This is a genomic window from Paenibacillus puerhi (assembly GCF_009846885.1).
GTDB lineage: Bacteria > Bacillota > Bacilli > Paenibacillales > NBRC-103111 > Paenibacillus_G > Paenibacillus_G puerhi.
In genome coordinates, this window is the sequence record NZ_WUWM01000017.1 from 88,832 (window position 1) to 111,666 (window position 22,835).

Sequence of the window (22,835 nt, forward strand, 5' to 3'; positions counted from 1 at the left end):
CTCCTTTTACTTCAACAATTGTTTGACGCGGGCCACTACATTGTCTACCGTAAAGCCGTATTCGCGGATCACAATAGGTCCTGGAGCCGAAGCGCCGAATTTGTCGATACCGAGCACGCTGCCCTGATCGCCGACATAGCGGTCCCAGCCAAATGGATGCCCCATCTCAACAGCGAGGCGAGCTTTTACCTCAGGCAGAATAACCAAATCCTTGTAGGCCTGATCCTGGCGGTCAAACAGCTCCCAGCTCGGCATGCTGATCACGCGGGAAGCAATGCCTTCCTGGGCCAGCTTCTTGTGTGCTTCTACCGCCAGCTGCACCTCAGTGCCTGTAGCGATGATCTGCGCCTGCGGCTTGCCGTCCGCCGCATCGGCGATCACATACGCGCCGCGCTCCACTTCGCCTTGCACGGAGCCTGGCAGCGCAGCTGCCGCTTGACGGGAGAAGATCAGAGCGACCGGACCTTTTTTGTTGGCTACCGCATAGCGCCATGCCCCGATGGTCTCCGTACCGTCAGCAGGACGGATCACCGTAACCCCTGGAATAACGCGAAGCGCCGCCAGCTGCTCGATCGGCTCATGCGTAGGGCCGTCTTCGCCGACGCCGATGCTGTCGTGCGTAAACACATAGATCGCAGGCACATCCATGATGGACGCCAGACGAATGGCTGGACGCAGGTAATCGGAGAATACGAAGAACGTGCCGCCGAACACCTTCAGCCCGCCATGCAGCAGCATACCGTTCACAGCCGCGCCCATCCCGAACTCGCGCACGCCGTAGTAAATATTGCGTCCGCTGTAGTCCTTGGCTGTGAGTACGCCCAGACTCTTCATATGCGTCATCGTGGACGATTCCAGGTCCGCCGATCCGCCTACCAGCGAAGGCACCTGTTGAGCGATGGCATTCAGCACGATGCCCGAAGCCGTACGCGTGCCCTTGTCAGCCGGTACCTCTGCGGGAATCAAGGAATCCCAGCCCTCCGGCAGATCGCCGCTCAGAGCGGTTTCGAACTGTTTCGCCAGCTCCGGATGAGCCTCGCCGTAAGCCTTGACCAGCTTGTTCCAGGACTCGTAACGGTCGATATTGCGGCGCTTGATATCGGCAAAATGCGCTTGAACCGGCTCAGGTACAAAGAAATGCTGATTCTCATCCCAGCCGTATACCCGCTTCGTTAATACGATCTCGTCGATGCCGAGCGGAGAGCCGTGCGGACCTACACTACCGCCCTTGCCCGCTTTGTTCGGACTGCCGAAGCCAATAACCGTCTTCACCTCGATCAGCGTCGGACGGAAATCCGCTTGCGCCTCGAGCACCGCTTGGTGGATCGCTTCAAGGTCATTGCCCTCTTCGACGCGAAGCACTTGCCAGCCGTATCCTTCGAAACGCTGCATGACGTTCTCGGAGAAGGACAGGTTCAGCTCGCCGTCCAGGGAAATATCATTGGAATCGTACAGCACGATCAGCTTGCCCAGCTTCAAATGTCCGGCCAGGGAAGCGGCCTCGGAGGAAAGCCCCTCCATCAGATCGCCATCTCCGCAAATCGCATAAGTATAGTGGTCGATGATCGGGAAGTTGTCGCGGTTGTAGACGGCTCCCAGATGAGCCTCGGCCATGGCCATCCCTACCGCCATACCGAGTCCTTGTCCGAGCGGGCCGGTCGTCGCATCTACGCCGGGCGTATGTCCGACTTCAGGGTGTCCAGGCGTCTTGCTGCCCCATTGGCGGAAGTTTTTGAGCTCGTCCATCGAAAGATCGTAGCCGGATAGATGGAGCAGGCTGTATAACAGCATCGAGCCATGGCCCGCGGATAGCACGAAGCGGTCGCGGTTGACCCAGTTCGGAGCATCCGGATTGTGCTTCATCAGCTTGGCGAACAGCTCATAGCCCATCGGAGCGGCCCCCATCGGCATGCCCGGATGGCCGGATTTCGCTTTCTCTACGGCATCGATGGATAGCGTACGGATCGTATCTACCGACAATTGGTCGATCGTTTTGTTAGACAACGTCATGAGTATCCTCCCAATTCATTCAATAGTGATGGTTGCTTCATTTTCCTACTGCGAAGTGATAAAGCAGGCATTCCAAAATATCCTTTATTGTACCATTCTCTCATACAGTTTGCCATATCCAATCCATGCGCATGCTTCCGCACAAAAATAATAAACAAACGCAAAGGATTTAGGACTTGCCTGTCGAATTAGAGAATTAGAACTAGGTTTGGGATATTTTCCAAGAAAACATGTGCCATTAGCACTAAAAATAAAGACGGGGAGTCGATCAATGAATCACATGCTGCTAGAGCTGGCCAATACTCGCCAGACCTATCGTAAGATGCTTAATTTGTACTGGCTGACCATCCCGCTGACGGTCCTCCTGGAATTCGCGATCCAACGTCTGCTAGTTCAGGCAAGTCTGGCCGATATTCTGCCGTCGCTGATCGGGCAAATGCTCCTTCTATCAGCGGCAACCGGGCTTGTCGATCTGCTTTACTGCCGCCGCAACCTACAGAGCGATTGGCTGCTCATCCTGATGGGGATTATCTATGCCTCCTCCATCATCCTGATGAATCCTACGATCGGCATCGTGCCCGCCACCTTCATTTTTCCCATTTTGACATCCATCATGACCTTCAATAAGAAACGCATTGCCGGCGCATTCGCTCTCGTGCTGCTCTGCTTCGCCCTTCTGTATCTCTTCAGTCCCTCGCTGCGCTTGACAATGCAGCCCATTCATATGATCGGAATCCTGTTCCTGTACACGGGCGCAGCGGCCATTGCCCTGTCCATGGCGGCCAGCGGCATTGAATTGCTGAACAATCTCAAGCACGCTACAGAAGCCAAGCAGGAGCTGCTGGTCAAAACCATCATTATGGATACGCTCTCCAAGATGGATGCGCTTACCGATCTGTACAATCACAAAACCTTCCATGAATATCTCGAGAAGCTAATCGAACAAAACGAGCTTAATGAGCTGTCTCTGCAGCTGGCCATTCTCGATATCGACAACTTCAAGCGTATCAATGATACCTACGGCCATTGGGTCGGCGATATCATCCTTGTGCGCGTAGCCGCCATTATTAAGGAAACCGTGACGCCGAATGATTTCGTGGCTCGTTACGGAGGCGAGGAGTTTGCCGTTATCTTCACGGAGAAAACGCTTGAGGAGGCTTACCGGCTATCCGAGCTCATCCGCCAGCGGCTGTTCATGACCGCCCATCCCGAGCTTGACTCCAAGTCGGCCACCATCAGCATCGGACTTCAGGAATATCGAAAAGGAAAAGGGAAAGAAGCGCTCTTTAAGGGCGCGGATGCCTCCCTCTATGCGGCCAAGCGTTCCGGCAAAAATAAAACGGTCATTCACTCCATTCCGGGGGAATCTGCTTTGTCATCCACCCGGAGCTTCCTGGCTCAGGAGGCCGCCGAGTAGGTAAACGCTTCAGGCCGGAGCGTCCCGAAGGGAAAGGAAATTCTCAAAAGGCCCCTTTCTTCCCGATGGAAAGAGAGGGGCCTTTGCTGTCCTCTGCGAGAGGTCGCCGGTTAACTAGTTAAATACAACCGTCTTGTTCTGATGGACGATCACGCGATCCTCCACATGCCAGTTGACCGCCTTGGCCAGCACGGTCCGCTCAATATGCCGCCCGATCCGCTTCAGGTCGTCTACATGATCGCGATGGCTGACGCGCTGAACGTCCTGCTCGATGATCGGTCCGCCGTCGAGCTCCTCCGTCACGTAATGCGCGGTGGCACCGATGATCTTCACCCCGCGATTATGCGCTTGAGCATAGGGCTTGCCGCCCACGAATGCGGGCAGGAAGGAGTGATGGATGTTGATGATCCGGTTAGGGAAATGCTCGATGAACTTCGGTGAGATGATCTGCATATACCGCGCCAAAATAATCGCATCCACGTTATCCCCCACCAGCTCCAGCTGGCGTCGCTCCGCCTCGGCTTTCGTGTCCGCCGTAACCGGAATGTGATGGTATGGAATGCCGAGCGCCTCAACAAGCTCCCGCATCTCGTTATGATTGCTGATCACCATCGCGATATCCGCATCCAGATCGCCCGACTGCCAGTGCCACAGCAGCTCAAGCAGGCAGTGGTCCTCCTTGGAGACGAAGATCGCCAGGCGCTTCTTGCGGCTGGCGCGCGTAATGCTCCACTCCATCGAGAACTGTTCGGCTATCTTCGCGAAGTCCGCCTTCAGCTGCTGACGGCGGGCGTCGAGATTCTCGAGATCGAACTCGATGCGAATGAAAAACAAGCCGCCTTCGGAAGGCTCCATCGTATACTGATCGGACTGAATGATATTCGCGCCGTAGTCAAACAAAAACCGCGAAACCGTGGCGACGATCCCCGGCTGGTCGGGACATGAGACAAGCATCCGCGCACGATTGATCAGGGAATTGCTTTTAGTTTTAGTGATTTTGTTGGGAACCATGTAGCTACACTTCTCCTTTATCCGACACCTCTATGGCCGTTCGCTTCTATACCTGCATCCCGTTGCTTGCTCCGTTTACGAACAGGCGGGACAACCCGCTGCAACAGGCAATTTAGACCGCGGCAAACACATGCTCGCCGGCGAACCAGGCGGTCAAACGATGGTTCACCTGCTCCTCGCTCAGATGAGGAAACAGATCCTCGGCGGCGATCAGGTCATACAGCCGTTCCATCGGCTCGCGCCCGTCAGCCTTCTTCGCCTTCGGATCGCTCTTGAGCAGCTCCCACGTCGTCAGTACAAACGCCCGGGGGTCCAGTTCCTGCTTCTTGAAGAAATGCGACAGCTTCTCTACGTCGGTGAGGAAGCCTTCCCCGAAGCGCTGCTGCGCCTTGTCCCCAAGCAGCGCGATCTCCACTTCATACATCGGCCGCTGCGACGTCGATTCCTTGCCGATCCAGGGCGTTTCCAGAATAAACGGAAGATGCTGCAGCTTCTCGTGGTGGACCAGGTTGTACATGGTCTTGAAGCCGAGCCAGCCCGCTCCGATAGGAGCATGGCGGTCCTTCGCTCCACCCCGCGGGTTCTTGCTGTCATTCAAGTGAACGACAGCCAGCCGGTTCAAGCCTACGGTACGGTCGAACTGCTCCAATACGCCGTCCAGATCGTTTACGATGTCATAACCGGCATCATGGATATGGCAGGTATCCAGACAAACCGTCAGCTTGTCGTTGCGCCCGACCTTCTCGATAATGGCGGCGAGCTCCTCGAAGCTGCGCCCGATTTCCGTGCCCTTGCCTGCCATCGTCTCCAGCGCGATATGAACATTCGTATCCTTTACGCCTTCAAGCACCTCATTGAGTCCCTCGGCAATGCGGTTGATGCCGAACTCGGCATCCTTATCCGTATAAGCGCCCGGATGGAGCACAATCTGCTTAACGCCGAGATAGTCCGTGCGCCGGATCTCATCCTGCAGGAAGCGAACCGCCAGCTCGTACGTATCCTCTTTATAGGAACCTAGATTGATAATGTACGGAGCATGCACGATAATCTCGCCGATCCCATGCTCCTCCATGACCGCCTTACCCTCATCGATGTATTGGTCGGCGATCGGCTTGCGCCGTGTATTCTGCGGTGCGCCGGTATAGATCATGAACGTACCTGAGCCGTAACTGACGGCTTCATTAGCTGCATTCAGCAGCCCTTTATCTGAAAACGATACATGTGAGCCAATTTTGACCATGTCGTCCTTCACTCCCTTAACAGGTATTTCGTGCGCAGCTTCCTATAGTTTACTAGGAAAGCTGCAAGAAATCTAGAAAAGGAATTTCCCTTTTCCTTTCATGCATTTTCCTAACAACCAAATTGAGGTATAATGAGGGCGAGGTGACCAATGTGATACCATACCTGAGCAGCAGCGCCCCGCCTCCGGGGTTTATGTGGTTTATTCTTTTTTGGGTTTTCGTACTGCTCTTCTCCATGTCGGTAGGCGGCTACTTTATGTTCCGCAAGTTCTTCAAGGTACTGCCCATGGCAGACGGCAAGTCCAAGCTGGACTGGCAAAACCATTATGTGGAGGCTTCCCGGCACCTGTGGACCGATGAAGCCAAGGCGTTCCTGGATGTGCTCGTCGAGCCGGTTCCCACGCCGTTCCGGGATATTGCCAAGCATTCCATCGCGGCCCGCATCGGCCAGCTCGCGCTTGAGGAGAAGGCCCCTGCCGTGACGCAGGATCTCTGCATTAAGGGATATATTCTGGCGACTCCGAAGCGGGACTACAAGAGCTTGATCGTCTACCTAGACAAGAAGCAAATCGATTATACGCAATACAAGCATCTTTTGAACTAACGGCAAAGTCCTGTTCTGCAGCTGGATGATCCAGCAGCATGCCGTTGCCGTACCCGGCCGCTAACGGATTACCGCTGGCAGCCGAGCCGGCTGGAGAGCAAAAGGCTTCCCTTCCGCTTTACGGGTTGGGAAGCCTTTCTTCGTGTACGGCCCTTTATTTCTTCTTCTTGGTCTCCGGCATTTGATCCGACCATTTAACCGATAACGTCACGTTGTAATTACCATGAGTTTTGAGTTCCGGCTCGCGCACTTGCGACCGGAAGCCGACAAGCGATACGCCGCCGACGGACAGCGTCACGGGGAATTCCTCCTTCTTCACGAAGGAGATTTTGCCGTCCACCACGATATACAGATCGATGCCTTCCTTCGCGGTGAAATCAACCGTCAGGTACCTGCTGCCCTGAGGCTGCACGGCGGCTTCAAGATCACCGTGGGTCGCCACATTTTTGGTCAACACGCCCAAGTCGTCAAAGTAATCCCGGACGTAAATGACGGATTTATCCGACCACTCCCGTGAACCCGGCTGCTCGACGGAAGGATTCAGGATCCCGCCCGAGGCATTGGGGATTGGAGACCCGTTTCCTCCGGATGCCGAGCCCCCGCCCGAGCCCGAGTTTGTTCCGGTCTTCGCTTCCAGCTCAACGGTCGAATATAAGGAAAGCCATTTCTCCGTTTTCAGGTAGTGGTAGATCCGGTCCAGGATCACGACGGCTTCCGCACGGGTAACCGGATCCCTGGGACGGAACCGTCCATTATCGGTCGGCGACATGATGCCGTTCGCTTTCAGTCCCGCCAGTCCCTTGGCCTGCACATTGGACAGCAGGTCGTCTCCCAGCTTGCAGTCGCTTGCTCCCTTGCCGATCATCAGCGTTTTGTAGACAATCTCATCGTCCGCACGCATCCAGCCGCTGGCATCGTAACGCCCGTCTGACTTGGCGAACCAGTAGGCCGATTCGTCCTCCAGCAGGCTGGAGGGCATATCCTTGAATTGCAGCAGGGCCGCGCATGCATCGTTCGCGCTCAGACGGTCGCCGCCGGCCAGCTTGCCCCCGAACATGGCATATAGAATCTGCGCCAGCTCCAATCTAGTGAGCGGCCGGTCCGGATTGAAGGCCAGCTGTCCTTGCTCATTCACTCCGAAGCCTCCGATGCGGAAAGATGCATCGTATAGATCGCTAATGGGCTTATATGCCCAATGATCGGTAGGCACATCGGCAAAGTACCCGATCTTGTTCAATTCCGTCGCCTTCAGGTTAGGCCGATATGTATCGAATAACCGGAATACCATGGCCGACCATTCGGCCTTGCTGATGGCTTGGTCCGGACGGAACAGTCCGTCGGGGTAACCGGTTATGATTTGTTTGCTGGTCATCAGTTCTATGGAGTTGATGGCCCATACATAGCTCGAGGTAACGTCGCTGTAGCGGCTTGCAGCCTGAACCGGCTGCGGCTGGACCGCAAGGGCGGAACATCCTACGGCGACCGTCAAAGCCAACGCGATGCGGCGGAGCCACTTTGGTGGCGTCTTGTCCATAATTCATTCTACCTCCCGTCTCTTCTTATTTTATCGGAAGGAACGGCTCCAAATGTTACCTGCTTTGGGTAAATGGATGTTATCTTTGCAAGATTTCGCGCAGTCTGGCCGGATAATCGGTTATGATGCCCGAAAAGCCCGCCTCCACCGCCCTTGTCAAATGCACGGGGTCATTGACCGTATACGGGTATACCTGAAGCCCCGCACTGACAGCCTGTGCCACGTCCTCCGCGTCCATACTCAGATAATGCGGGTGCAGCGAGTACACCTCCATGTCCGAAAGCTCGGCCAGCCGCGCATGATGCACAAAGCCGCCTACATAGAGCAAGCCTATGCGAAGCTCCGGGATATCCCGCTTCAGCCGGTGCAGCGTCTTGTGGCCGAAGGAGGAGACGACGACGGTCGCCAGGCGGTCATACTCCTTCAACAGCCTCTGCAACTCTCCGGACAAACGCGCGCTATAGCCGCACTTGATCTCCACATTGATCATGATGCCGGGAGGCGTCAGAGCCAATACGTCTGCCAGAAGCGGCAGCCGCTCTCCCGCGAATCGTTCGTCAAACCAGCTTCCCGCATCAAGCCGCCTGAGCTCCTCCATCGTCAACTGCTCGATAAATCCGCTTCCATCTGTCGTTCTGTCTACGGTGTGGTCATGACACACGATTAGCTCGCCATCCGCCGTCTCGTGGATGTCTAGCTCTATAGCATCCGCCCCTTGCTCCAGTGCCAAACGGAACGATGCCAGCGTATTTTCCGGCGCTTCTCCTGCGGCGCCCCGGTGCCCAATAATGAGCTGCTTCGCATTGGTTGCGTGCTCGCTTCCAGACTTGTCCGACATATCGTCAGCCTCCCTCTACCATGTATAGATGATCTACCTGACCGTTTAACGCCCGTTGTTGTTTCTATTCTATTATGGGCGGGACCCTTGGTGAATTCAAGATTTGGGAGCGTCCGGCTTCGTAAAGAATCTGTGAAGACCGTGAGCCGACCGAACCGGACGGACCGGACAAAAAAAAAACCGTCCGAGCTATGCGCTGGATTACGCATGGCTCAGACAGCTTGGAAGGGTTGCTGCGTTCAGCCCTTCACAGGCTCGTGCCTGATGGGCCTTGTTTCATTCTCCAGGCTAATAAAAGCAGCGATCCCGCATCACCCTATTGGCTAGGCGCGAATATCTACATGCTTCCCCAGATGGGCAGGCTGCGCCGCCGCAAAATCTTGGAGAAGGACAGCCGTTTGCGCCGCTTGCGAATCTTTAACTTTACTGAGGAGTGCCAGACCGACAGCTTGCTGCAGCCCATTCGGGCTGGATGCAGCGTTTAAGGCGGATTGAATATGCAATCAGGTCACCTTCTTATCATCTAAAAAATAGGGCAGTCCGGCCGAACTTCCCTTCTATTCCACTATAAAGCAAGGGACCTGGCGCGTAAAGAAACCCGTATGTCCAGGTCCAGATTCCCCAATCCGGGTCTATATAAAAAGAGAGCCTGGCCCGTTGGGCTCAAGCTCCCGTTAACTCATGCTGGCTATGCGGTTGAGAGGACTCGAACCTCCACGGGCGTACGCCCACTACCCCCTCAAGATAGCGTGTCTGCCATTCCACCACAACCGCGCGACAATGTAGCCATTATACTGCTTTTTGTTCAATTAGTAAAGCGGGAGGGCTTGTGCAAGCTCCCCCGCTGTCCTTGGCGATCATGCTGTATTTACTTTTGCCACACCCGCACTTCTTCACCGGCGCTATTGTATTCGATACGTTCCGGCGTAAGCTTCAAGATCACATAGTCGGGATCGTGAGGACCCTCGAACCATTCTTTGAAGGAGTCGTTCCATAACCGTTCTCTGAGGCTGTCCTCGCTGCATATTTCCGCCTTGGCTTCAATTTGCAGGATGTCCGAGGACTTCTTCCCGTCGTAGCCGACCAGCACATGGACATGGGGATTGCTTCTCAGCTCGTCTACTTTATCGGTTTTTGAATTTGTCGCCAAATAAATCGTCAAGCCTTCGTGAAATAATGCCATATACCGAACCTTCGGTTTCTGTCCGTCTACGGTACCGAAAGAACAAAAACGATTGGCCGCCAACACCTCGACAATTTTCTCTTCTAGCTGCTTGGTTTGCTGCATAACGAAACTCTCCCTTCATCGGTCAGGTTGTTCGTTATATTCCCCCAAAACCGCTGGTTCGAAACCAAAAAAAGCCCGCTCCCTGAATTAACGGGTACGGACTCTTATCGGATATGAAGCTTGATGCGGTTGAGAGGACTCGAACCTCCACGAGCGTACGCCCACTACCCCCTCAAGATAGCGTGTCTGCCATTCCACCACAACCGCGCATGTTTGGGGTCAATCCCCAGCACTTCTATGAAGACTAGTATAAAAGCGACAATTGTTATTATATCGGAATGCCTTATGGGTTGGCAACTATATTTTTTATGCAGCTTCGGCAAAGCCCCCTTAGGAACCCTGCTCTCTTTATGTTAAGATGTGATCAATCAGCCTAAACTTCATCCGGTAAGAGGTGCCGCTTATGCTCGTCTATGAAGCTTCTGAACGTCAGACGACCGAACAATCGCTTAGAGCCCCCCGTGGCGATGAAATCGTATGGATACATCTGGAGCAGCCTCAGCCCTCAGAGGTGGAACACGTACTGGGGGAGCTTCTTCATTGTCATCCGCTCGTTATTGAGGACTGTATCAAACTGAGCCAGCGTCCCAAAATGGACCGGTATACGGATCATATTTTCCTGACGTTTTTCGCTGTCACCGACCAACAGCTCCATACGGCGGAGATCGCCATCGTCATCGGGAAAAACTATATGGTTTCTATTTGTAAAGAGCAACTGGACATGCTGGACGATCTAAAAAACCATTTTCTTCAGGTCGAAGGCAGCATGTCTACCCCCGGAAGCATCCTGTATCGCTTGCTGGATCGCTGCGTAGATGATTATACCCAGATCATTAATCTCGTCGAGGACCGTTTGGACCGGTTGGAGCGCGCCATTTTTCACAATCCTTATTTGCAGGTATCCCGCGAAGTGTTCACCCTTAAACGCACCCTGCATCACCTGCGCCGGATCATCGTCGAGGAAAAGACAGTGTTGGGTACGATTAGCCATCAAAGCTTTCCTTATATGAGCATGGAAGCCGATGTCTACTTTATCGATATCTACGATCATATCTCACGGGTCGTGGATTCGATCGATATGTTCCGCGAGTCCTTGTTTGGCCTGCTAGAGCTGCAAATGGGCATGAAATCGGACCGCATGAACGAAATCATGAAAACCTTGACCATTATCAGCTGTATTTTCCTGCCCCTGACGTTCATCGTCGGGCTGTATGGCATGAACTTCGATCGGATGCCCGAGCTTCACTGGGACTGGGGGTATCTGTACGTGTGGCTTGTCCTTATCGCAACCTCTATCGGCATGTGGCTGATTTTCAAGTGGAAGCGGTGGCTGTAGCTTTACGGAGAGAGGGGTACTCGCGGCTTCGCGCCGCGAGACTTCGCACGCTGCGCCGTGCTTCGACGTCCCCTCTGCTCGGGTTCGGCTCCCTCTTTCTTACTCCGTACAAAGAAAAAGACTGCCTGGAGGCCGGAGAGAGAGGGGTACTCGCGGCTTCGCGCCGCGAGACTTCGCACGCTGCGCCGTGCTGCGACGCCCCCTCTGCTCGGGTTCGGCTCCCTCTTTCTTGCTCCGTAAAACAAAAAGACTGCCTGGAAGCTGGAGAGAGAGGGGTACTCGCGGCCTCGCGCCGCGAGACTTCGCACGCTGCGCCGTGCTTCGACGCCCCCTCTGCTCGGGTTCGACTCCCTCTTTCTTACTCCGTATAACAAAAAGACTGCCTGTGTAGGCAGTCTTTTTGTTATACGGAGAGAGAGGGATTCGAACCCTCGCACCACTTGCGCAGTCTAACCCCTTAGCAGAGGGTCCCCTTGAGCCACTTGGGTATCTCTCCAAAATAATGGCTCCCCGAACAGGACTCGAACCTGTGACAACTCGATTAACAGTCGAGTGCTCTACCAACTGAGCTATCAGGGAAGAACAATTTTTAATTTATCATGAATGCGAATCCAAGTCAAGCTCTACGAGCTTCAGTCTTCCTTTGCAATGTCCGCAAACAAATCGCCTGGGATCCGTCTTTCTTTTACGCAAATATTCGGCCGAGCATGCCAGGCAAACCAGCTTGTACCGATACGGCTCCTTGCGCTGCAACACAGCCGGAAGCGACTTGCAGTAGCGCGTGCCTCCTACGAGCGCCAGCAGCTTTTTAAAATCGTCATCGCGGTGCTGATATCCATGGCCGAGAATGTGCAGATGATAGTGACAGAGCTCATGCTTGATAATTTTCTCGACATCCTGCTTGCCGAATTGCTCAAATTGCAGCCAGCTGATCTCGATATCATGGCTCCCTGTGAAATACCGGCCCCCCGTTGATCTTAACCGCCGATTGAATCTGGCCTGATGCTTGAAAGGACGCCCAAACGACGACAGCGAGATTTGCTCGACCCATTGCTGCAGCTGCCAGTCATTCATTTTCCATGCTCCCACCCCTAAGCTCTCTTCTCTGTAGGTTTCTCACTTGAATTGTAACCGCAGGTTAGGCTACACTGTCAAGTAGGAATCTTGCCCGTACGCCACTATTTTTATTCGCTTTGACGACAGGAGTGACCATGTGATGTCCAAAATGAAATACGCGCTGCTTCAGCATCAGGATCAACTGGAGTTCGTCGCCATGCCAACCACCCATATGTACCAGCTCGCTGCACTTAACCAGCGTCTGCACAAAGAGCTCGACAAGCTAACCGTTCCCGGCGTCCCGGCCCTGCCTCATTTTATCGCCGAGTTCGAAGGACTGGAAATTGTTCGCCCCGGCTTTGAGCTGCAGCAAGGACTTGCCTATATCAATAAGCTGGAGCAAACGTTCGCAGCGCTGCAGGCCCAGGAAAAGCAATACCCGCTCGTTTCCCTGCTGACGGAAATCCGTGCGCTTCAAGCTCAGCTTGAGCAGTGGTACGAAGACGAGGAAGAGCTGGTCTAAATAAGAGTCCATTCCGTCGAAATCCGATGCCGCTCGCGATTCATTAGGTCCGGAACTTTTTAACAGGTTAAACGGACCTGCACCGCGCATCCCTCTAGCCCATATGCTATACAAATAGCAGCTAGAGGGAAAGGGCTGATGGTCTTGCCACAATGGCTATGCAACCAATTGATGCGCGCCTTTTACAACAAAAATCGGCGGCAAATCCGCCTGCTCAATGATTGCTGGTACTTCTACCGTACCCGTAAGTCCGATACCGAATCCTCCAGCTTCCACTCCCAGCCGTAACCGCCCAGGGTAGAGGGAGCGAGACCAAATAGAGCATAGCCCCGAAGGGATATGCTCTATTTGTTATTCCCCTTACGACTGAGGCTTCTTCATGGTCAGGCCGACCCGGCCCTTCTTCACATCCACATTTAAAACCCAGACCGTCACCACATCGCCGACCGACACGACATCCATCGGATGCTTGACATAGGAGCTGCTGAGCTGCGAAATATGAACAAGCCCGTCGTTCTTAATCCCGATATCGACGAAGGCGCCGAAGTCGATGACATTGCGAACCGTTCCCTTCAGCTCCATACCCGGGGTCAGGTCCTCCAGCTGCAGTACATCGGTGCGGAACAGCGGAGCCTCCAACTCCTCGCGGGGGTCACGCCCCGGACGCAGCAGCGAGTCCAGGATATCGCGGAGGGTCGGCACTCCGACATCAAGCTTCTCTGCAAGCTCCGCAGGCTCCACACGCTGCAGGATTGCCTTGAGTTCCTCGCTGCCGAGCTTGGCCAAGTCCAGCTTCTGATCGCGGAACAGCTTGTCCACCACGGGATAGGACTCGGGATGAATAGGCGTATTGTCGAGCGGGTTGCCGCCCCCCGGGATACGCAGAAATCCCACGCACTGCTCGAATGCCTTGGCGCCGAGGCGAGGCACCTTCTGCAGTTGCTTCCGATCGACGAACTTGCCGTTTTCGTCGCGGAATTTCACAATATTTTTGGCTAGCGTTCCGTTGATTCCCGATACATAGGACAGCAGGGAAGCCGAAGCTGTATTCACATCGACGCCAACGTGGTTGACCGCCGATTCGACCACAAACGTCAAGCTTTCCTCGAGCCGCTTCTGTGTGACGTCATGCTGGTATTGGCCAACACCGATCGCCTTGGGCTCGATCTTCACAAGCTCAGCTAGGGGATCCTGCAGACGTCTGGCGATCGAGATGGCGCTGCGTTCGGCAACATCGAGGTCCGGAAATTCAGCCTGGGCCAGCTTCGATGCCGAATACACGCTCGCGCCGGCTTCATTGACGATCAGATAAGCCAGCTTGCGGCTCTTCACTTCGCCGATCAGCTCCGCAACGAATTGCTCCGTCTCCCGGGAAGCCGTCCCGTTGCCGATCACGATCAGCTCAACGCCATAGCTGTCGATCAGACGCTTGAACACCGCTTTGGCTTCTGCCACCTTGTTATTAGGCGGTGTCGGGTAAGTCACGGCGATCTCGAGCATTTTACCCGTATCATCGATGACCGCCAGCTTGCAGCCTGTCCGGTAGGCCGGATCGACGCCCAGTACCACCTTCCCCTTAACCGGAGGCTGAAGGAGCAGGTTACGCAAATTCTCCGCGAATACCTGAATCGCCTTCTCCTCAGCCTTCTCCGTCATTTCTCCCCGTACCTCTCGCTCAATTGAAGGTGCCAACAGGCGCTTGTACGCATCCTCGATAACCGCCGTCAACGTATCGCGCGTCACGGACGGTCCCTTCATCAGCTGCTTGCCGATAAAATCATGGATGCGCTCGACCGGCACATCCAGCGCTACCTTCAGCACATCCTCCCGCTCCCCGCGGTTAATCGCCAAAATACGATGCGGCGGCAGCTTACGGACAGGCTCCTGGTAGCTGTAGTACATCTCATACACGGACTCTTGCTCAGCCTTGCGTGCCTCGGTGCGCAGAATCCCTTGCTCGAACGTGTGTCGGCGCACCCAGGCGCGGATTTTGGCATCATCGGCTACTTGCTCAGCCAAGATATCCATCGCTCCCTGGATCGCTTCCTCGGCGGTCTGGACGCCTTTGTCGGCGTCAACGTACTTGGAGGCCTCGGCCAGCGGATCGCCCTGTTTCGGCTGGGAAAGCAGCCACTCGGCGAGCGGCTCCAGTCCTTTCTCCTTCGCCACGCTGGCACGCGTCTTGCGCTTTTGCCGGTAGGGACGATACAAGTCCTCGACCTCTTGCAGTTTGCCTGCCCGCTCGATCGACGAACGCAATTCCTCCGTCAGCTTATCCTGCTCGTCGATCAGACGCATAACCTCCAGCTTACGGTTCTCCAGGTTGCGCAGGTAAGTCAGACGCTCCTCTATATCCCGCAGCTGGTTTTCGTCCAGCTCCCCTGTCATCTCCTTTCGATATCTCGCGATAAACGGAATCGTATTCCCCTCATCGAGCAGGCCAACGGTCGTTTTGACGCGCCCTCCGCCGATCTGCAGTTCTGCCGCAATCTGCTTGATGATCCGTTCCTGGATAATCGCTTTGCTTTCATCGGTCAGCTCCATGGAAGCCGTCCCCTCCGCCGCCGACTTGTTCACCTGCTCAAGTTGCTCCTTCGCCATCCGTATTCTCCTCCCGGGCACAAAAAAACGAGGGTACCGAACCCCCGCTCATTAGCCGCATCATCAAAATTCGATCAGTCCAACGCTAATCTGCAAAGCATCATCGACCTTGCGCATGGTTTCGTCATCCAAATGCGTAATCTTGTCCGTTAGACGCTGCTTATCAATAGTCCGGATCTGCTCTAGCAAAATAACGGAATCTCTGTCAAACCCGTGCGCTTCCGCATCAATCTCCACGTGCGTCGGCAGCTTGGCCTTCTGGATCTGCGCCGTAATCGCTGCCACAATAACCGTGGGGCTGAAGCGATTGCCAATATCGTTCTGGATGATCAGCACGGGCCGGATCCCCCCCTGCTCGGAACCGACGACCGGTGAGAGATCCGCGAAAAAAACATCGCCACGTTTGACAATCACGGGCTACACCCCGCTAACGAGACGGTCAAGCGTAAGATCCGCTTCTTCTTCCGCCTGGAAGGCTTCCGAGGCCATGTTGAGATTGATTTTTGCCATTTCCATGTACCCGCGCTGCATGGTTTCCCTCAGATGCCGCTTCTTCCGTTCACCGAGGTACAGCTTCATCGCCTGACGGATGAACTCACTGCGGTTCGAGTTTTCCTTCTCTACCAGATGATCGACTTCTTCCAGCAGATAGTCGGGCAAACTGATCATGATACGCTTCGTGTTATGAGCATTGGCCACCTATTCATGCACCCCCAAAAGACATACAAAAAGCTTATTTCCATTATGGCAATCTTCCAGTAAAAATATACAAGATCAATATATGCCCGGGGTATATCCATTATGCTATACCGCCCGTGATCTCCCGAGTATGCTCCTCCTACATATTCGAGGCAAAGCAAGAAAATCCTCTCAGGTCCGCACAAAAAGTAGGATGGAAATTCCACCCATACGTTTTTCCATGCGAAACCATGAAGAAACCCATCAAACGGGCCACTCACATACTTCCCGGCCTCTTGCTGCGCATCTATTTTTCCAGCAGACCGCTTATGCCTCTCGTTCCCACAAATGCCGAAGCAGCGGGTTCACCGATCGCACCACCTGTCCATCCTTCACATAAACGCGGGGAACACGGTGAGAGATCATACAGACCACCTCATAGTTAACGGTGCCGAGCCAGGATGCATGCTCCTCGGCCGTTATCCGTTCCTCGCCTTGCATACCAAGAATAACGACTTCTTCCTCCATCGAGATATCGGCCATACCCGACACATTCAGCATACATTGATCCATGCAAATCCTTCCAACGACCGGAACACGCTGTCCCCGTATCAGCGCCTGAGCCTTACCCGTCAGCAGCCGGGAATAGCCATCCGCGTAGCCGATCGGCAGCGTGGCAATCGTCTCCTCGCCGCTGGTCCGGTAAACCGCCCCGTAGCTAATTCCCTCGCCGCCAGGCACTTGCTTGACCATCACGACGCTTGACTTGATGCTCAGCACCGGCTGCAGCTCGATCAGCGTCTTGTTCACTTCCTCCGACGGGTACAAGCCGTACATCGCAATCCCCAGCCGAACCATATTGAAGGTCAGATCCGGAAGATCTATCGCAGCCGCGCTGTTCCCCGCATGTATCAGCGGAAAAGCAATGCCGCGGTCCTGGAAATGACGCACCACCTGCGAGAACCTTTCATACTGGCCGCGCGTATGGCTCTTATCCGTCTCATCGGCACAGGCATAGTGGGTAAACAACCCCTCGACCTCCATGCCCGCCGTGTGCCTTGCACGCTCAATAAAGCGGATCGCCTCTTGCGGATCCATAATGCCTAAGCGGTTCATACCCGAGTCGATCTTAATATGAATACGGAGTGCCCGCTCCTTTGCCTCGGGCGGGGCCAACCGCTCCCAAGCATCCAGCACGTCTTCCGTGTATACGTTAAGGGCAATATCCTGCTCCCATGCCGTCAGCAGCCCTTCCGGCGGCGTATAGCCGAGCACCAATATAGGAGCTTGAACGCCAGCTCTTCGCAGCTCCAGCCCTTCGTCCAGAAACGCCACGGCCATGTATTCAACGCCGCACCCCATCGCTTCCCGGCATACCTCAACCGCTCCATGTCCATAGGCATCCGCCTTCACGACCGCCATCATCCTTACCGTTTCCGGCAGCGCCTCCCGAAAAGCCTTCAGATTATGTCGCAGCGCATCCAGCGAAATCTCCACTCGCGTCGGCCGGTAAAATGAATCCACTTGCTCCACCTTCTTCTGCCTCATTTGATGCAATATCCCCATGTTAATCCGCTCACCTAGAGCTGTCAACCGACAGATTGGTGATAGATTTCAATTCATGGTGCCGAAGGGAGATCTATTTACCTCCGACATTCCTTCCAATATACTTATTCTGTGGGTTATTTTTTTACCACACTCGTTAGATTTCATTCATCCGTAAGAAAGGAGGGCAAGCCATGAGCGAGCAGCTGCTGCATTTAATTCTGGAGGAAGTACGGCAAACGAATCGGAGATTGGGGTCTGTTGAAAAGAGACTCGATAGTCTAGCAGAGTTTCGATACTTTAGAAGAGAGGCTCGATAATCTCGAAACAAGGGTCGATTCTCTCACCATGGAATTCAGAGCGTTCCGGGAAGAAACCCGTGCGGATCTGCAGGTTCTCAAAGCCGGACTCCGCAAAGAGATTTACGACTGCTTCCAACCAACCATCGAAAACCATGCAGCCCCGCAACCCTGAAGGAGCTGCGAGGCCTGAGGTGCCTATGCCTTACTTTATTTCCCCATCTCACCCTGCACGGCTTGCGCCACCTTGATCATCTCAGTCTCCGGAAGATCGCCTGTCGACAATCTGAATTCAACCCCATCATAAGTCCAGGTAAGCGTCTTCTTCTCATCTCCTGTTACGACTCCCAGGGTAAAGCCCAAATCCAATATTTCACCGGGCAAAATGGATACCGTCTTCTCCTTCGGCCTCGATTCGATCAGCGTGTAATTGTAAGTACCGGAATAGCGGATCATGACCGCCTTATCCTCACCCAGCTTAATCTCCGTCATGTCCTGCTTCTTGACGCCGCTTGGCATATAGTTGGGCTCAATAATGCCGAACGAAAGCTGGTTAGCTGCTCCGGCAGTTCCAGCTGCAGCAGACCCCGGTTGTGCGGATACCGCTTTGTCCGTGCTTCCAGCAGCCGATTTTTCTCCACCCGCAGCCCCTTGCTTGCCATCCGTGGACTTTCCGCTATTGCTGGCTGCCATCTTGTCGACGGCTTGCTGTCCGGCTGCTTGACCATTCGCCGCCGTATCCTTAACATCTTTCCCCGCAGCACCCGCTTTATCTGCCGTACCGTGATCATGTCCTACCGTCGGCAGCGTCTTCATGCTAGAGCCGGTCATATTGCGCTGCATATCGAATTGATCCTTCTCGAACTTCGTCCCAAACTCGAATTTATCGAACTTCACGATAACCATCACATTGTTACTGGCATCCGCTACTTCCACATGCTGCGGCGCATAATTTTTCTTGTCCAGCCATACCTTCTGCCGGGCCAGCGATCCGTTCTGGTAATTAGCAGCTACATCGAACACGTATGAATTCTCGTCAGTCGTGAATTGCCGTTCATTATCCATCAGAATGGACTGGACAAGGGATTGGTACAAGTACACTTGCCCTTGATTCTCAGGCCAGTCGCTTTGGAAACGGAAGCTTTTGTTCAAATGAGGCGTCAGCACGAATACCCCATCGTCATTGCGCAGCACAATCTGGGTGATGTCCTTCTTCGCATTGGTCAACGAAATCCGGTAGTATGAATCCGCCATAAAGCATACCTCAACCGCATACTCCTGAGGCTCTGTACCGGTATTCAGCGTCATCCGGCCTTCGGCATGGTAGCTGTTCAGCTTGCCCACCACTCCATCCAAATCCTTAACGACCGAGCCTGCATCTTTTTTTCCCACCAAGCCGCATCCCGAAAGCAACAAGCTCAGACACAGCATCAAGGCAACTGCCCATTTGAACCGCCGCATAGCCTTCATCCCTCCACGCCATTATCGATTTGCATCTGATAACATGTCTATGTGGGGGGTTGTTCGATTATGCAGACAAGGTTGGGGTAGCAGCTAAAAACTCCTATAACGTTGAGGTTATAGGAGTCAGTAAGCATTTTTATTAATAAATCCGTTCACGATCGTCTTCCAGATGATGCGAATATCGAATAAAAAAGTCCAATTTTCAATGTAGAAAATATCGTACTTGATCCGGTCCTCAATCGACGTATCGCCTCGTAGACCGTTCGACTGAGCCCAACCGGTAATACCCGGCCTAATATGATGCTTCACCATATACTTCGGAATCTCTTCCTTGAATTGCTCCACGAAGTATGGACGCTCCGGACGAGGACCTACCACACTCATATGACCAAATAATACATTGAAAAATTGCGGAAGCTCATCCAGACTCGTTTTCCGAAGGAATGAACCGAACTTCGTCTTGCGCGGGTCATTTTCCGTTGTCCATTTCGTATCGGAAGCCCCGGTGCTCTGGACCCGCATCGAGCGAAACTTGTACATCATAAAATGCCGTCTGTTTAACCCGACACGCTCCTGCTTGAAGATGACTGGCCCTGGAGAAGTAAGCTTAATCCCGAGAGCAATCAGAATCAACAACGGCGAGGTCACCAGAATCGCAGCAAGTGAAAACGCAATATCGAACAACCGCTTGAAGAATCGGTTCCTCATCTCGTCCAGGGGAATGTCCCGAACATTAATGAGCGGCATTCCGGCAAAATTATCGAAGTAAGGCCTGGAAGGTAAGAAGTCGAAGTAGTCCGGTATAATCAGCGTCTTGACGCCGGCTTTCTCACAGGTATTTATAATTCGGCCGTACTTGCTATGAGCGGTTAGAGGCAGCGCAATGATCACTTCATCCACGAGCTCCGTGTTCAACACTTGCTCCAGCTCATCGACGCGTCCAATAATGCTGCTGTAGGCCTCAAATCCATGTTCGTGCGTCTCCTGATAATCGTCCAGAAAGCCCACAACCTCATAGCCCAGCTCCGGATGCTGCATCAGATTGCGGTAAAAGTTTTTCCCAAGCGTTCCCGCTCCCAAGATGAGAATGAACTGTTTATTGTAGCCCTTTTTCCTGAGCCGCTTCAGAGAGAACTTCAAAACGTATCGGTAGAAGCTGACGATCAGGATATTATTCACAAGGAACAGGAGCAAGTAGGAACGCGAAACGTTAAGCTCTTTGAATAGGAAGAGCAAGCTTAGCAAAATGAGCAAGCTGATCGTATAAATCTGAATGATCGTAAAGAGCTCGTACGAGAATCTTTTCTTTCGCTTAGGCGTGTAGAAGCTAGATAAATAGCCGATCATCACGACAATAAGCGCGTATATCACGCTCCATAAAGCATACGCTTCTACGGTCAGCGATTCTTCGTAGGGGATCCAGCCGCTTCTGAACTTCAACCACCAAGAGAACAAGAACACCAGTTGGATGCAGGCAAAGTCAGTTACAGCATAGATCTGTGATAAAAACCCTTGGCTCCGACGTATCAATGTGTCCTCACCTCACGGATCCAAATCTGTTCATTAATAAAGACAGACCTAATTTCACTACAATTCCAGTATACACTAAACCGTTCACGAGTGCTGGATATTTTTTGGAAAAATGCTTTTTGTGAAACAAAACCATTGCCCGATGAAACTCATAAATGATCTTAAACGGCTTTCTCCGGCTGCTGGCGCCTTTGTAGTGAGTAATCTGGGTGTAAGGATAGTAATGAATCTGCCAGCCCGCTTCCTTGATTCTATAACACCAGTCGATGTCTTCGCCATACATAAAAAAATCCTCGTCCAGCATCCCAACCTGATCGATGGCCTCTTTCCGTACCATCATGAATGCCCCGACCAGGCAGTCCACCGGATAATCTTGGTCCGGGTCGAGGTAGCCAAGCTGGTATTGGTTGAACCTTGGATTATTCGGAAACAGCTTGGATAAGCCGAAGGCGTAATAGAAAGAGGCAGAGGGTGTCGGAAAGCCGCGGCGGCAAGCCTTGTCGAGAGAGCCATCGGGCAAAACGACTTTGCACCCTGCAGCGCCGATCTTTGGATTCGCATCCATGAACTGAAGCATCGTCTGGAGCGTATCCGGCTGAACGATGGTATCTGAATTGAGCAGCAGGATATATCGGCCGCGCGCCATGCCCATGCCTTGGTTGTTGGCTTTGGAGAAGCCTTTGTTGTCGGTGTTGGCGATTAGGGTTATTTCAGCGCCAAACTCGGCTTGAATAAACGGGACCGAATTATCCGACGATGCATTATCTACGATAATAACTTCATAGATTCCTTCCAAGACCGATTTCTTCACACTTCGTATACAGTTCAGCGTCAGTTCACGGGTATTGAAATTTATGATAATAATACTCAGGTCCATAATTAGTCCTTTGTCTTTAGCATTTTCAAGAAAAACCCTATGTTTCGAAGGAAGCCATGTTTCAGAAATCTATATTTATAGACTATTTTCATTTTACGATACAGAGACGCATTCTTCAAATGTATGAATTGTTGAAGCGTTTCTTGATCCTGGAGGGACAGTTGATTTTTATACTGGGTATAAAAAGCTTGGCCTTGATCGAACAAGAAAGAAATAGTTTTCTTCTTATAAGCTTCATAGCTCTGCTTCGACATAGAATATTGGGTAGCTCCTAATGTGTTCGAGCCGTGCTGCCTATACAGAATGGAAGCATCTTCAATAAAAAATATGCGTCCGAACGCCGCAGCTACCAACGCTATCCACCAGTCGTGCATGACGGCTTCTCTAGCCACGGGGATCGATAACTCAGCCAGTTTCCTATTCAAGATCATAGCACACCCAGTTGCCATATTTTGCACCAAAAGCCTGTTCAATGATGTTTGGTTCGGGTCCAGACTCTGGTAAGTAATAAAAGAAGGAGACATAAGTTTCAGACCAGCATCCACAACCTGTAAATCGCTATGAATCAGGATCGGGGTATGTTCTCCATGTTCAAGTTCTTGCAGCCTCATTTGATCTTTGCTATGTCGAACCTTCCCTGGAAGCCACACATCATCCTGGTCACAAAACATGTAATACTTTACGTCTGTATGCTGCAATGCATAATCCATCAGACTTGCAAAGCTGAGCATTGCCCCAAGGTTCTGCCGATCCTTCAAGAGGATGGCATGGCGGAAAGAAGGCATTTTTTCCTCGAGGATGGAAAGCGACTTATCCTTGGAGCCATCGTCTCGAACGATAAGCAAAAATTCTTGATCGCTTTGCTGGAGCAGGGAATCCAGAAAAGCATCCAGATAAGGCTCTCCATTGTACATGGATAGCAATAAGACAGTATCGATTGGGACATTGGCCATGAGATCAGTTCCTTTGAAGTTACTCTATAA

At 53.0% G+C, this 22,835-nt stretch carries 21 protein-coding genes and 4 tRNA genes; 5 read left to right on the top strand and 20 right to left on the bottom strand.

The features are described 5' to 3' along the window. Positions 1-6: 6 nt before the first annotated feature. Complete coding sequence (gene tkt, locus GSF01_RS16560; protein WP_159885921.1) at positions 7-2,010, bottom strand: transketolase; 2,004 nt, start codon at positions 2,008-2,010, stop codon at positions 7-9. Positions 2,011-2,281: 271 nt separating this feature from the next. On the opposite strand from tkt, the gene GSF01_RS16565 reads away from it, so the two are divergent. Continuing rightward, on the top strand, positions 2,282-3,427 hold the full coding sequence (locus GSF01_RS16565) for a GGDEF domain-containing protein (RefSeq protein WP_159885923.1): 1,146 nt from the start codon (positions 2,282-2,284) through the stop codon (positions 3,425-3,427). A 114-nt stretch (positions 3,428-3,541) separates the two neighbouring features. Here the strand turns inward: GSF01_RS16565 and purU are convergent, their stop codons facing one another. Both purU and GSF01_RS16575 read right to left on the bottom strand, forming a co-directional pair. Beyond that, positions 3,542-4,438, bottom strand: a complete 897-nt coding sequence (gene purU / locus GSF01_RS16570; protein WP_159885925.1) for a formyltetrahydrofolate deformylase — start codon at positions 4,436-4,438, stop codon at positions 3,542-3,544. 112 nt (positions 4,439-4,550) lie between these two features. Further along, entirely contained in the window at positions 4,551-5,678 is a 1,128-nt protein-coding gene (locus GSF01_RS16575) for a deoxyribonuclease IV (RefSeq protein ID WP_159885927.1), read from the bottom strand. Between the two features lie 194 nt (positions 5,679-5,872). On the opposite strand from GSF01_RS16575, the gene GSF01_RS16580 reads away from it, so the two are divergent. After that, entirely contained in the window at positions 5,873-6,283 is a 411-nt protein-coding gene (locus GSF01_RS16580) for a DUF2621 family protein (RefSeq protein WP_159886021.1), read from the top strand. 154 nt (positions 6,284-6,437) lie between these two features. Here the strand turns inward: GSF01_RS16580 and GSF01_RS16585 are convergent, their stop codons facing one another. The 6 genes from GSF01_RS16585 to GSF01_RS16610 form a co-directional block, all read right to left on the bottom strand. After that, entirely contained in the window at positions 6,438-7,817 is a 1,380-nt protein-coding gene (locus tag GSF01_RS16585) for an S-layer homology domain-containing protein (RefSeq protein ID WP_159885929.1), read from the bottom strand. Positions 7,818-7,896: 79 nt separating this feature from the next. Beyond that, positions 7,897-8,655 carry a glycerophosphodiester phosphodiesterase gene (locus tag GSF01_RS16590; RefSeq protein ID WP_159885931.1) on the bottom strand — a complete coding sequence of 253 codons (759 nt, stop codon included), beginning with the start codon at positions 8,653-8,655 and terminating at the stop codon, positions 7,897-7,899. A gap of 323 nt (positions 8,656-8,978) precedes the next feature. Further along, positions 8,979-9,158: a YjfB family protein gene (locus GSF01_RS16595; protein ID WP_159885933.1), complete on the bottom strand. Its 180-nt coding sequence runs from the start codon at positions 9,156-9,158 to the stop codon at positions 8,979-8,981. Between the two features lie 188 nt (positions 9,159-9,346). Beyond that, positions 9,347-9,429, bottom strand: a tRNA-Leu gene (locus GSF01_RS16600). Between the two features lie 94 nt (positions 9,430-9,523). Continuing rightward, positions 9,524-9,943, bottom strand: a complete 420-nt coding sequence (locus GSF01_RS16605; RefSeq protein WP_159885935.1) for a pyridoxamine 5'-phosphate oxidase family protein — start codon at positions 9,941-9,943, stop codon at positions 9,524-9,526. Positions 9,944-10,067: 124 nt separating this feature from the next. After that, positions 10,068-10,150 (bottom strand) — tRNA-Leu (locus tag GSF01_RS16610). A gap of 196 nt (positions 10,151-10,346) precedes the next feature. On the opposite strand from GSF01_RS16610, the gene corA reads away from it, so the two are divergent. Then, positions 10,347-11,279, top strand: coding sequence for a magnesium/cobalt transporter CorA (gene corA / locus GSF01_RS16615; RefSeq protein ID WP_159885937.1), 933 nt, complete (start codon positions 10,347-10,349; stop codon positions 11,277-11,279). Between the two features lie 408 nt (positions 11,280-11,687). Here the strand turns inward: corA and GSF01_RS16620 are convergent. The 3 genes from GSF01_RS16620 to GSF01_RS16630 form a co-directional block, all read right to left on the bottom strand. After that, positions 11,688-11,775, bottom strand: a tRNA-Ser gene (locus tag GSF01_RS16620). Positions 11,776-11,782: 7 nt separating this feature from the next. Beyond that, positions 11,783-11,858: transfer RNA gene (locus tag GSF01_RS16625), tRNA-Asn, on the bottom strand. An 18-nt stretch (positions 11,859-11,876) separates the two neighbouring features. Next, positions 11,877-12,353 (bottom strand): SprT family protein, encoded by a 477-nt coding sequence (locus tag GSF01_RS16630; RefSeq protein WP_159886023.1) that lies wholly within the window; start codon positions 12,351-12,353, stop codon positions 11,877-11,879. 142 nt (positions 12,354-12,495) lie between these two features. On the opposite strand from GSF01_RS16630, the gene GSF01_RS16635 reads away from it, so the two are divergent. Then, positions 12,496-12,858 (top strand): hydrolase/acyltransferase, encoded by a 363-nt coding sequence (locus tag GSF01_RS16635; RefSeq protein ID WP_159885939.1) that lies wholly within the window; start codon positions 12,496-12,498, stop codon positions 12,856-12,858. 138 nt (positions 12,859-12,996) lie between these two features. Beyond that, the gene (cmpA, locus tag GSF01_RS16640) at positions 12,997-13,146 is read left to right on the top strand and encodes a cortex morphogenetic protein CmpA (RefSeq protein WP_159885941.1); all 150 of its coding nucleotides are present in this window, start codon (positions 12,997-12,999) and stop codon (positions 13,144-13,146) included. 72 nt (positions 13,147-13,218) lie between these two features. Here cmpA and GSF01_RS16645 read toward each other — a convergent pair whose 3' ends face one another. From GSF01_RS16645 to GSF01_RS16680, 8 genes are all read right to left on the bottom strand, one after another. After that, positions 13,219-15,459 (bottom strand): Tex family protein, encoded by a 2,241-nt coding sequence (locus tag GSF01_RS16645; protein WP_159885943.1) that lies wholly within the window; start codon positions 15,457-15,459, stop codon positions 13,219-13,221. A 63-nt stretch (positions 15,460-15,522) separates the two neighbouring features. Beyond that, the gene (locus GSF01_RS16650; RefSeq protein WP_072331189.1) at positions 15,523-15,873 is read right to left on the bottom strand and encodes a type II toxin-antitoxin system PemK/MazF family toxin; all 351 of its coding nucleotides are present in this window, start codon (positions 15,871-15,873) and stop codon (positions 15,523-15,525) included. Between the two features lie 3 nt (positions 15,874-15,876). Beyond that, on the bottom strand, positions 15,877-16,158 hold the full coding sequence (locus GSF01_RS16655) for a CopG family ribbon-helix-helix protein (RefSeq protein ID WP_159885945.1): 282 nt from the start codon (positions 16,156-16,158) through the stop codon (positions 15,877-15,879). Positions 16,159-16,464: 306 nt separating this feature from the next. Continuing rightward, positions 16,465-17,661: an alanine racemase gene (gene alr, locus GSF01_RS16660; protein ID WP_159886025.1), complete on the bottom strand. Its 1,197-nt coding sequence runs from the start codon at positions 17,659-17,661 to the stop codon at positions 16,465-16,467. 530 nt (positions 17,662-18,191) lie between these two features. After that, positions 18,192-19,442 carry an outer membrane lipoprotein-sorting protein gene (locus GSF01_RS16665; RefSeq protein ID WP_159885947.1) on the bottom strand — a complete coding sequence of 417 codons (1,251 nt, stop codon included), beginning with the start codon at positions 19,440-19,442 and terminating at the stop codon, positions 18,192-18,194. 126 nt (positions 19,443-19,568) lie between these two features. After that, the gene (locus GSF01_RS16670; RefSeq protein WP_159885949.1) at positions 19,569-20,975 is read right to left on the bottom strand and encodes an undecaprenyl-phosphate glucose phosphotransferase; all 1,407 of its coding nucleotides are present in this window, start codon (positions 20,973-20,975) and stop codon (positions 19,569-19,571) included. A 7-nt stretch (positions 20,976-20,982) separates the two neighbouring features. Continuing rightward, a complete protein-coding gene (locus GSF01_RS16675; protein WP_159885951.1) occupies positions 20,983-21,852 on the bottom strand; it encodes a glycosyltransferase family 2 protein in 870 nt (289 codons plus the stop codon). 2 nt (positions 21,853-21,854) lie between these two features. Beyond that, positions 21,855-22,805 (bottom strand): glycosyltransferase family 2 protein, encoded by a 951-nt coding sequence (locus tag GSF01_RS16680; protein WP_159885953.1) that lies wholly within the window; start codon positions 22,803-22,805, stop codon positions 21,855-21,857. Between the last annotated feature and the right edge of the window lie 30 nt (positions 22,806-22,835).

Bases quoted from the DNA above. Each gene is read 5' to 3' on its own strand.
- tkt (WP_159885921.1), bottom strand. From the start codon at position 2,010: ATGACGTTGTCTAACAAAACGATCGACCAATTGTCGGTAGATACGATC.
- GSF01_RS16565 (WP_159885923.1), top strand. From the start codon at position 2,282: ATGAATCACATGCTGCTAGAGCTGGCCAATACTCGCCAGACCTATCGT.
- purU (WP_159885925.1), bottom strand. From the start codon at position 4,438: ATGGTTCCCAACAAAATCACTAAAACTAAAAGCAATTCCCTGATCAAT.
- GSF01_RS16575 (WP_159885927.1), bottom strand. From the start codon at position 5,678: ATGGTCAAAATTGGCTCACATGTATCGTTTTCAGATAAAGGGCTGCTG.
- GSF01_RS16580 (WP_159886021.1), top strand. From the start codon at position 5,873: ATGTGGTTTATTCTTTTTTGGGTTTTCGTACTGCTCTTCTCCATGTCG.
- GSF01_RS16585 (WP_159885929.1), bottom strand. From the start codon at position 7,817: ATGGACAAGACGCCACCAAAGTGGCTCCGCCGCATCGCGTTGGCTTTG.
- GSF01_RS16590 (WP_159885931.1), bottom strand. From the start codon at position 8,655: ATGTCGGACAAGTCTGGAAGCGAGCACGCAACCAATGCGAAGCAGCTC.
- GSF01_RS16605 (WP_159885935.1), bottom strand. From the start codon at position 9,943: ATGCAGCAAACCAAGCAGCTAGAAGAGAAAATTGTCGAGGTGTTGGCG.
- corA (WP_159885937.1), top strand. From the start codon at position 10,347: ATGCTCGTCTATGAAGCTTCTGAACGTCAGACGACCGAACAATCGCTT.
- GSF01_RS16630 (WP_159886023.1), bottom strand. From the start codon at position 12,353: ATGAATGACTGGCAGCTGCAGCAATGGGTCGAGCAAATCTCGCTGTCG.
- GSF01_RS16635 (WP_159885939.1), top strand. From the start codon at position 12,496: ATGTCCAAAATGAAATACGCGCTGCTTCAGCATCAGGATCAACTGGAG.
- cmpA (WP_159885941.1), top strand. From the start codon at position 12,997: ATGGTCTTGCCACAATGGCTATGCAACCAATTGATGCGCGCCTTTTAC.
- GSF01_RS16645 (WP_159885943.1), bottom strand. From the start codon at position 15,459: ATGGCGAAGGAGCAACTTGAGCAGGTGAACAAGTCGGCGGCGGAGGGG.
- GSF01_RS16665 (WP_159885947.1), bottom strand. From the start codon at position 19,442: ATGCGGCGGTTCAAATGGGCAGTTGCCTTGATGCTGTGTCTGAGCTTG.
- GSF01_RS16675 (WP_159885951.1), bottom strand. From the start codon at position 21,852: ATGGACCTGAGTATTATTATCATAAATTTCAATACCCGTGAACTGACG.
- GSF01_RS16680 (WP_159885953.1), bottom strand. From the start codon at position 22,805: ATGGCCAATGTCCCAATCGATACTGTCTTATTGCTATCCATGTACAAT.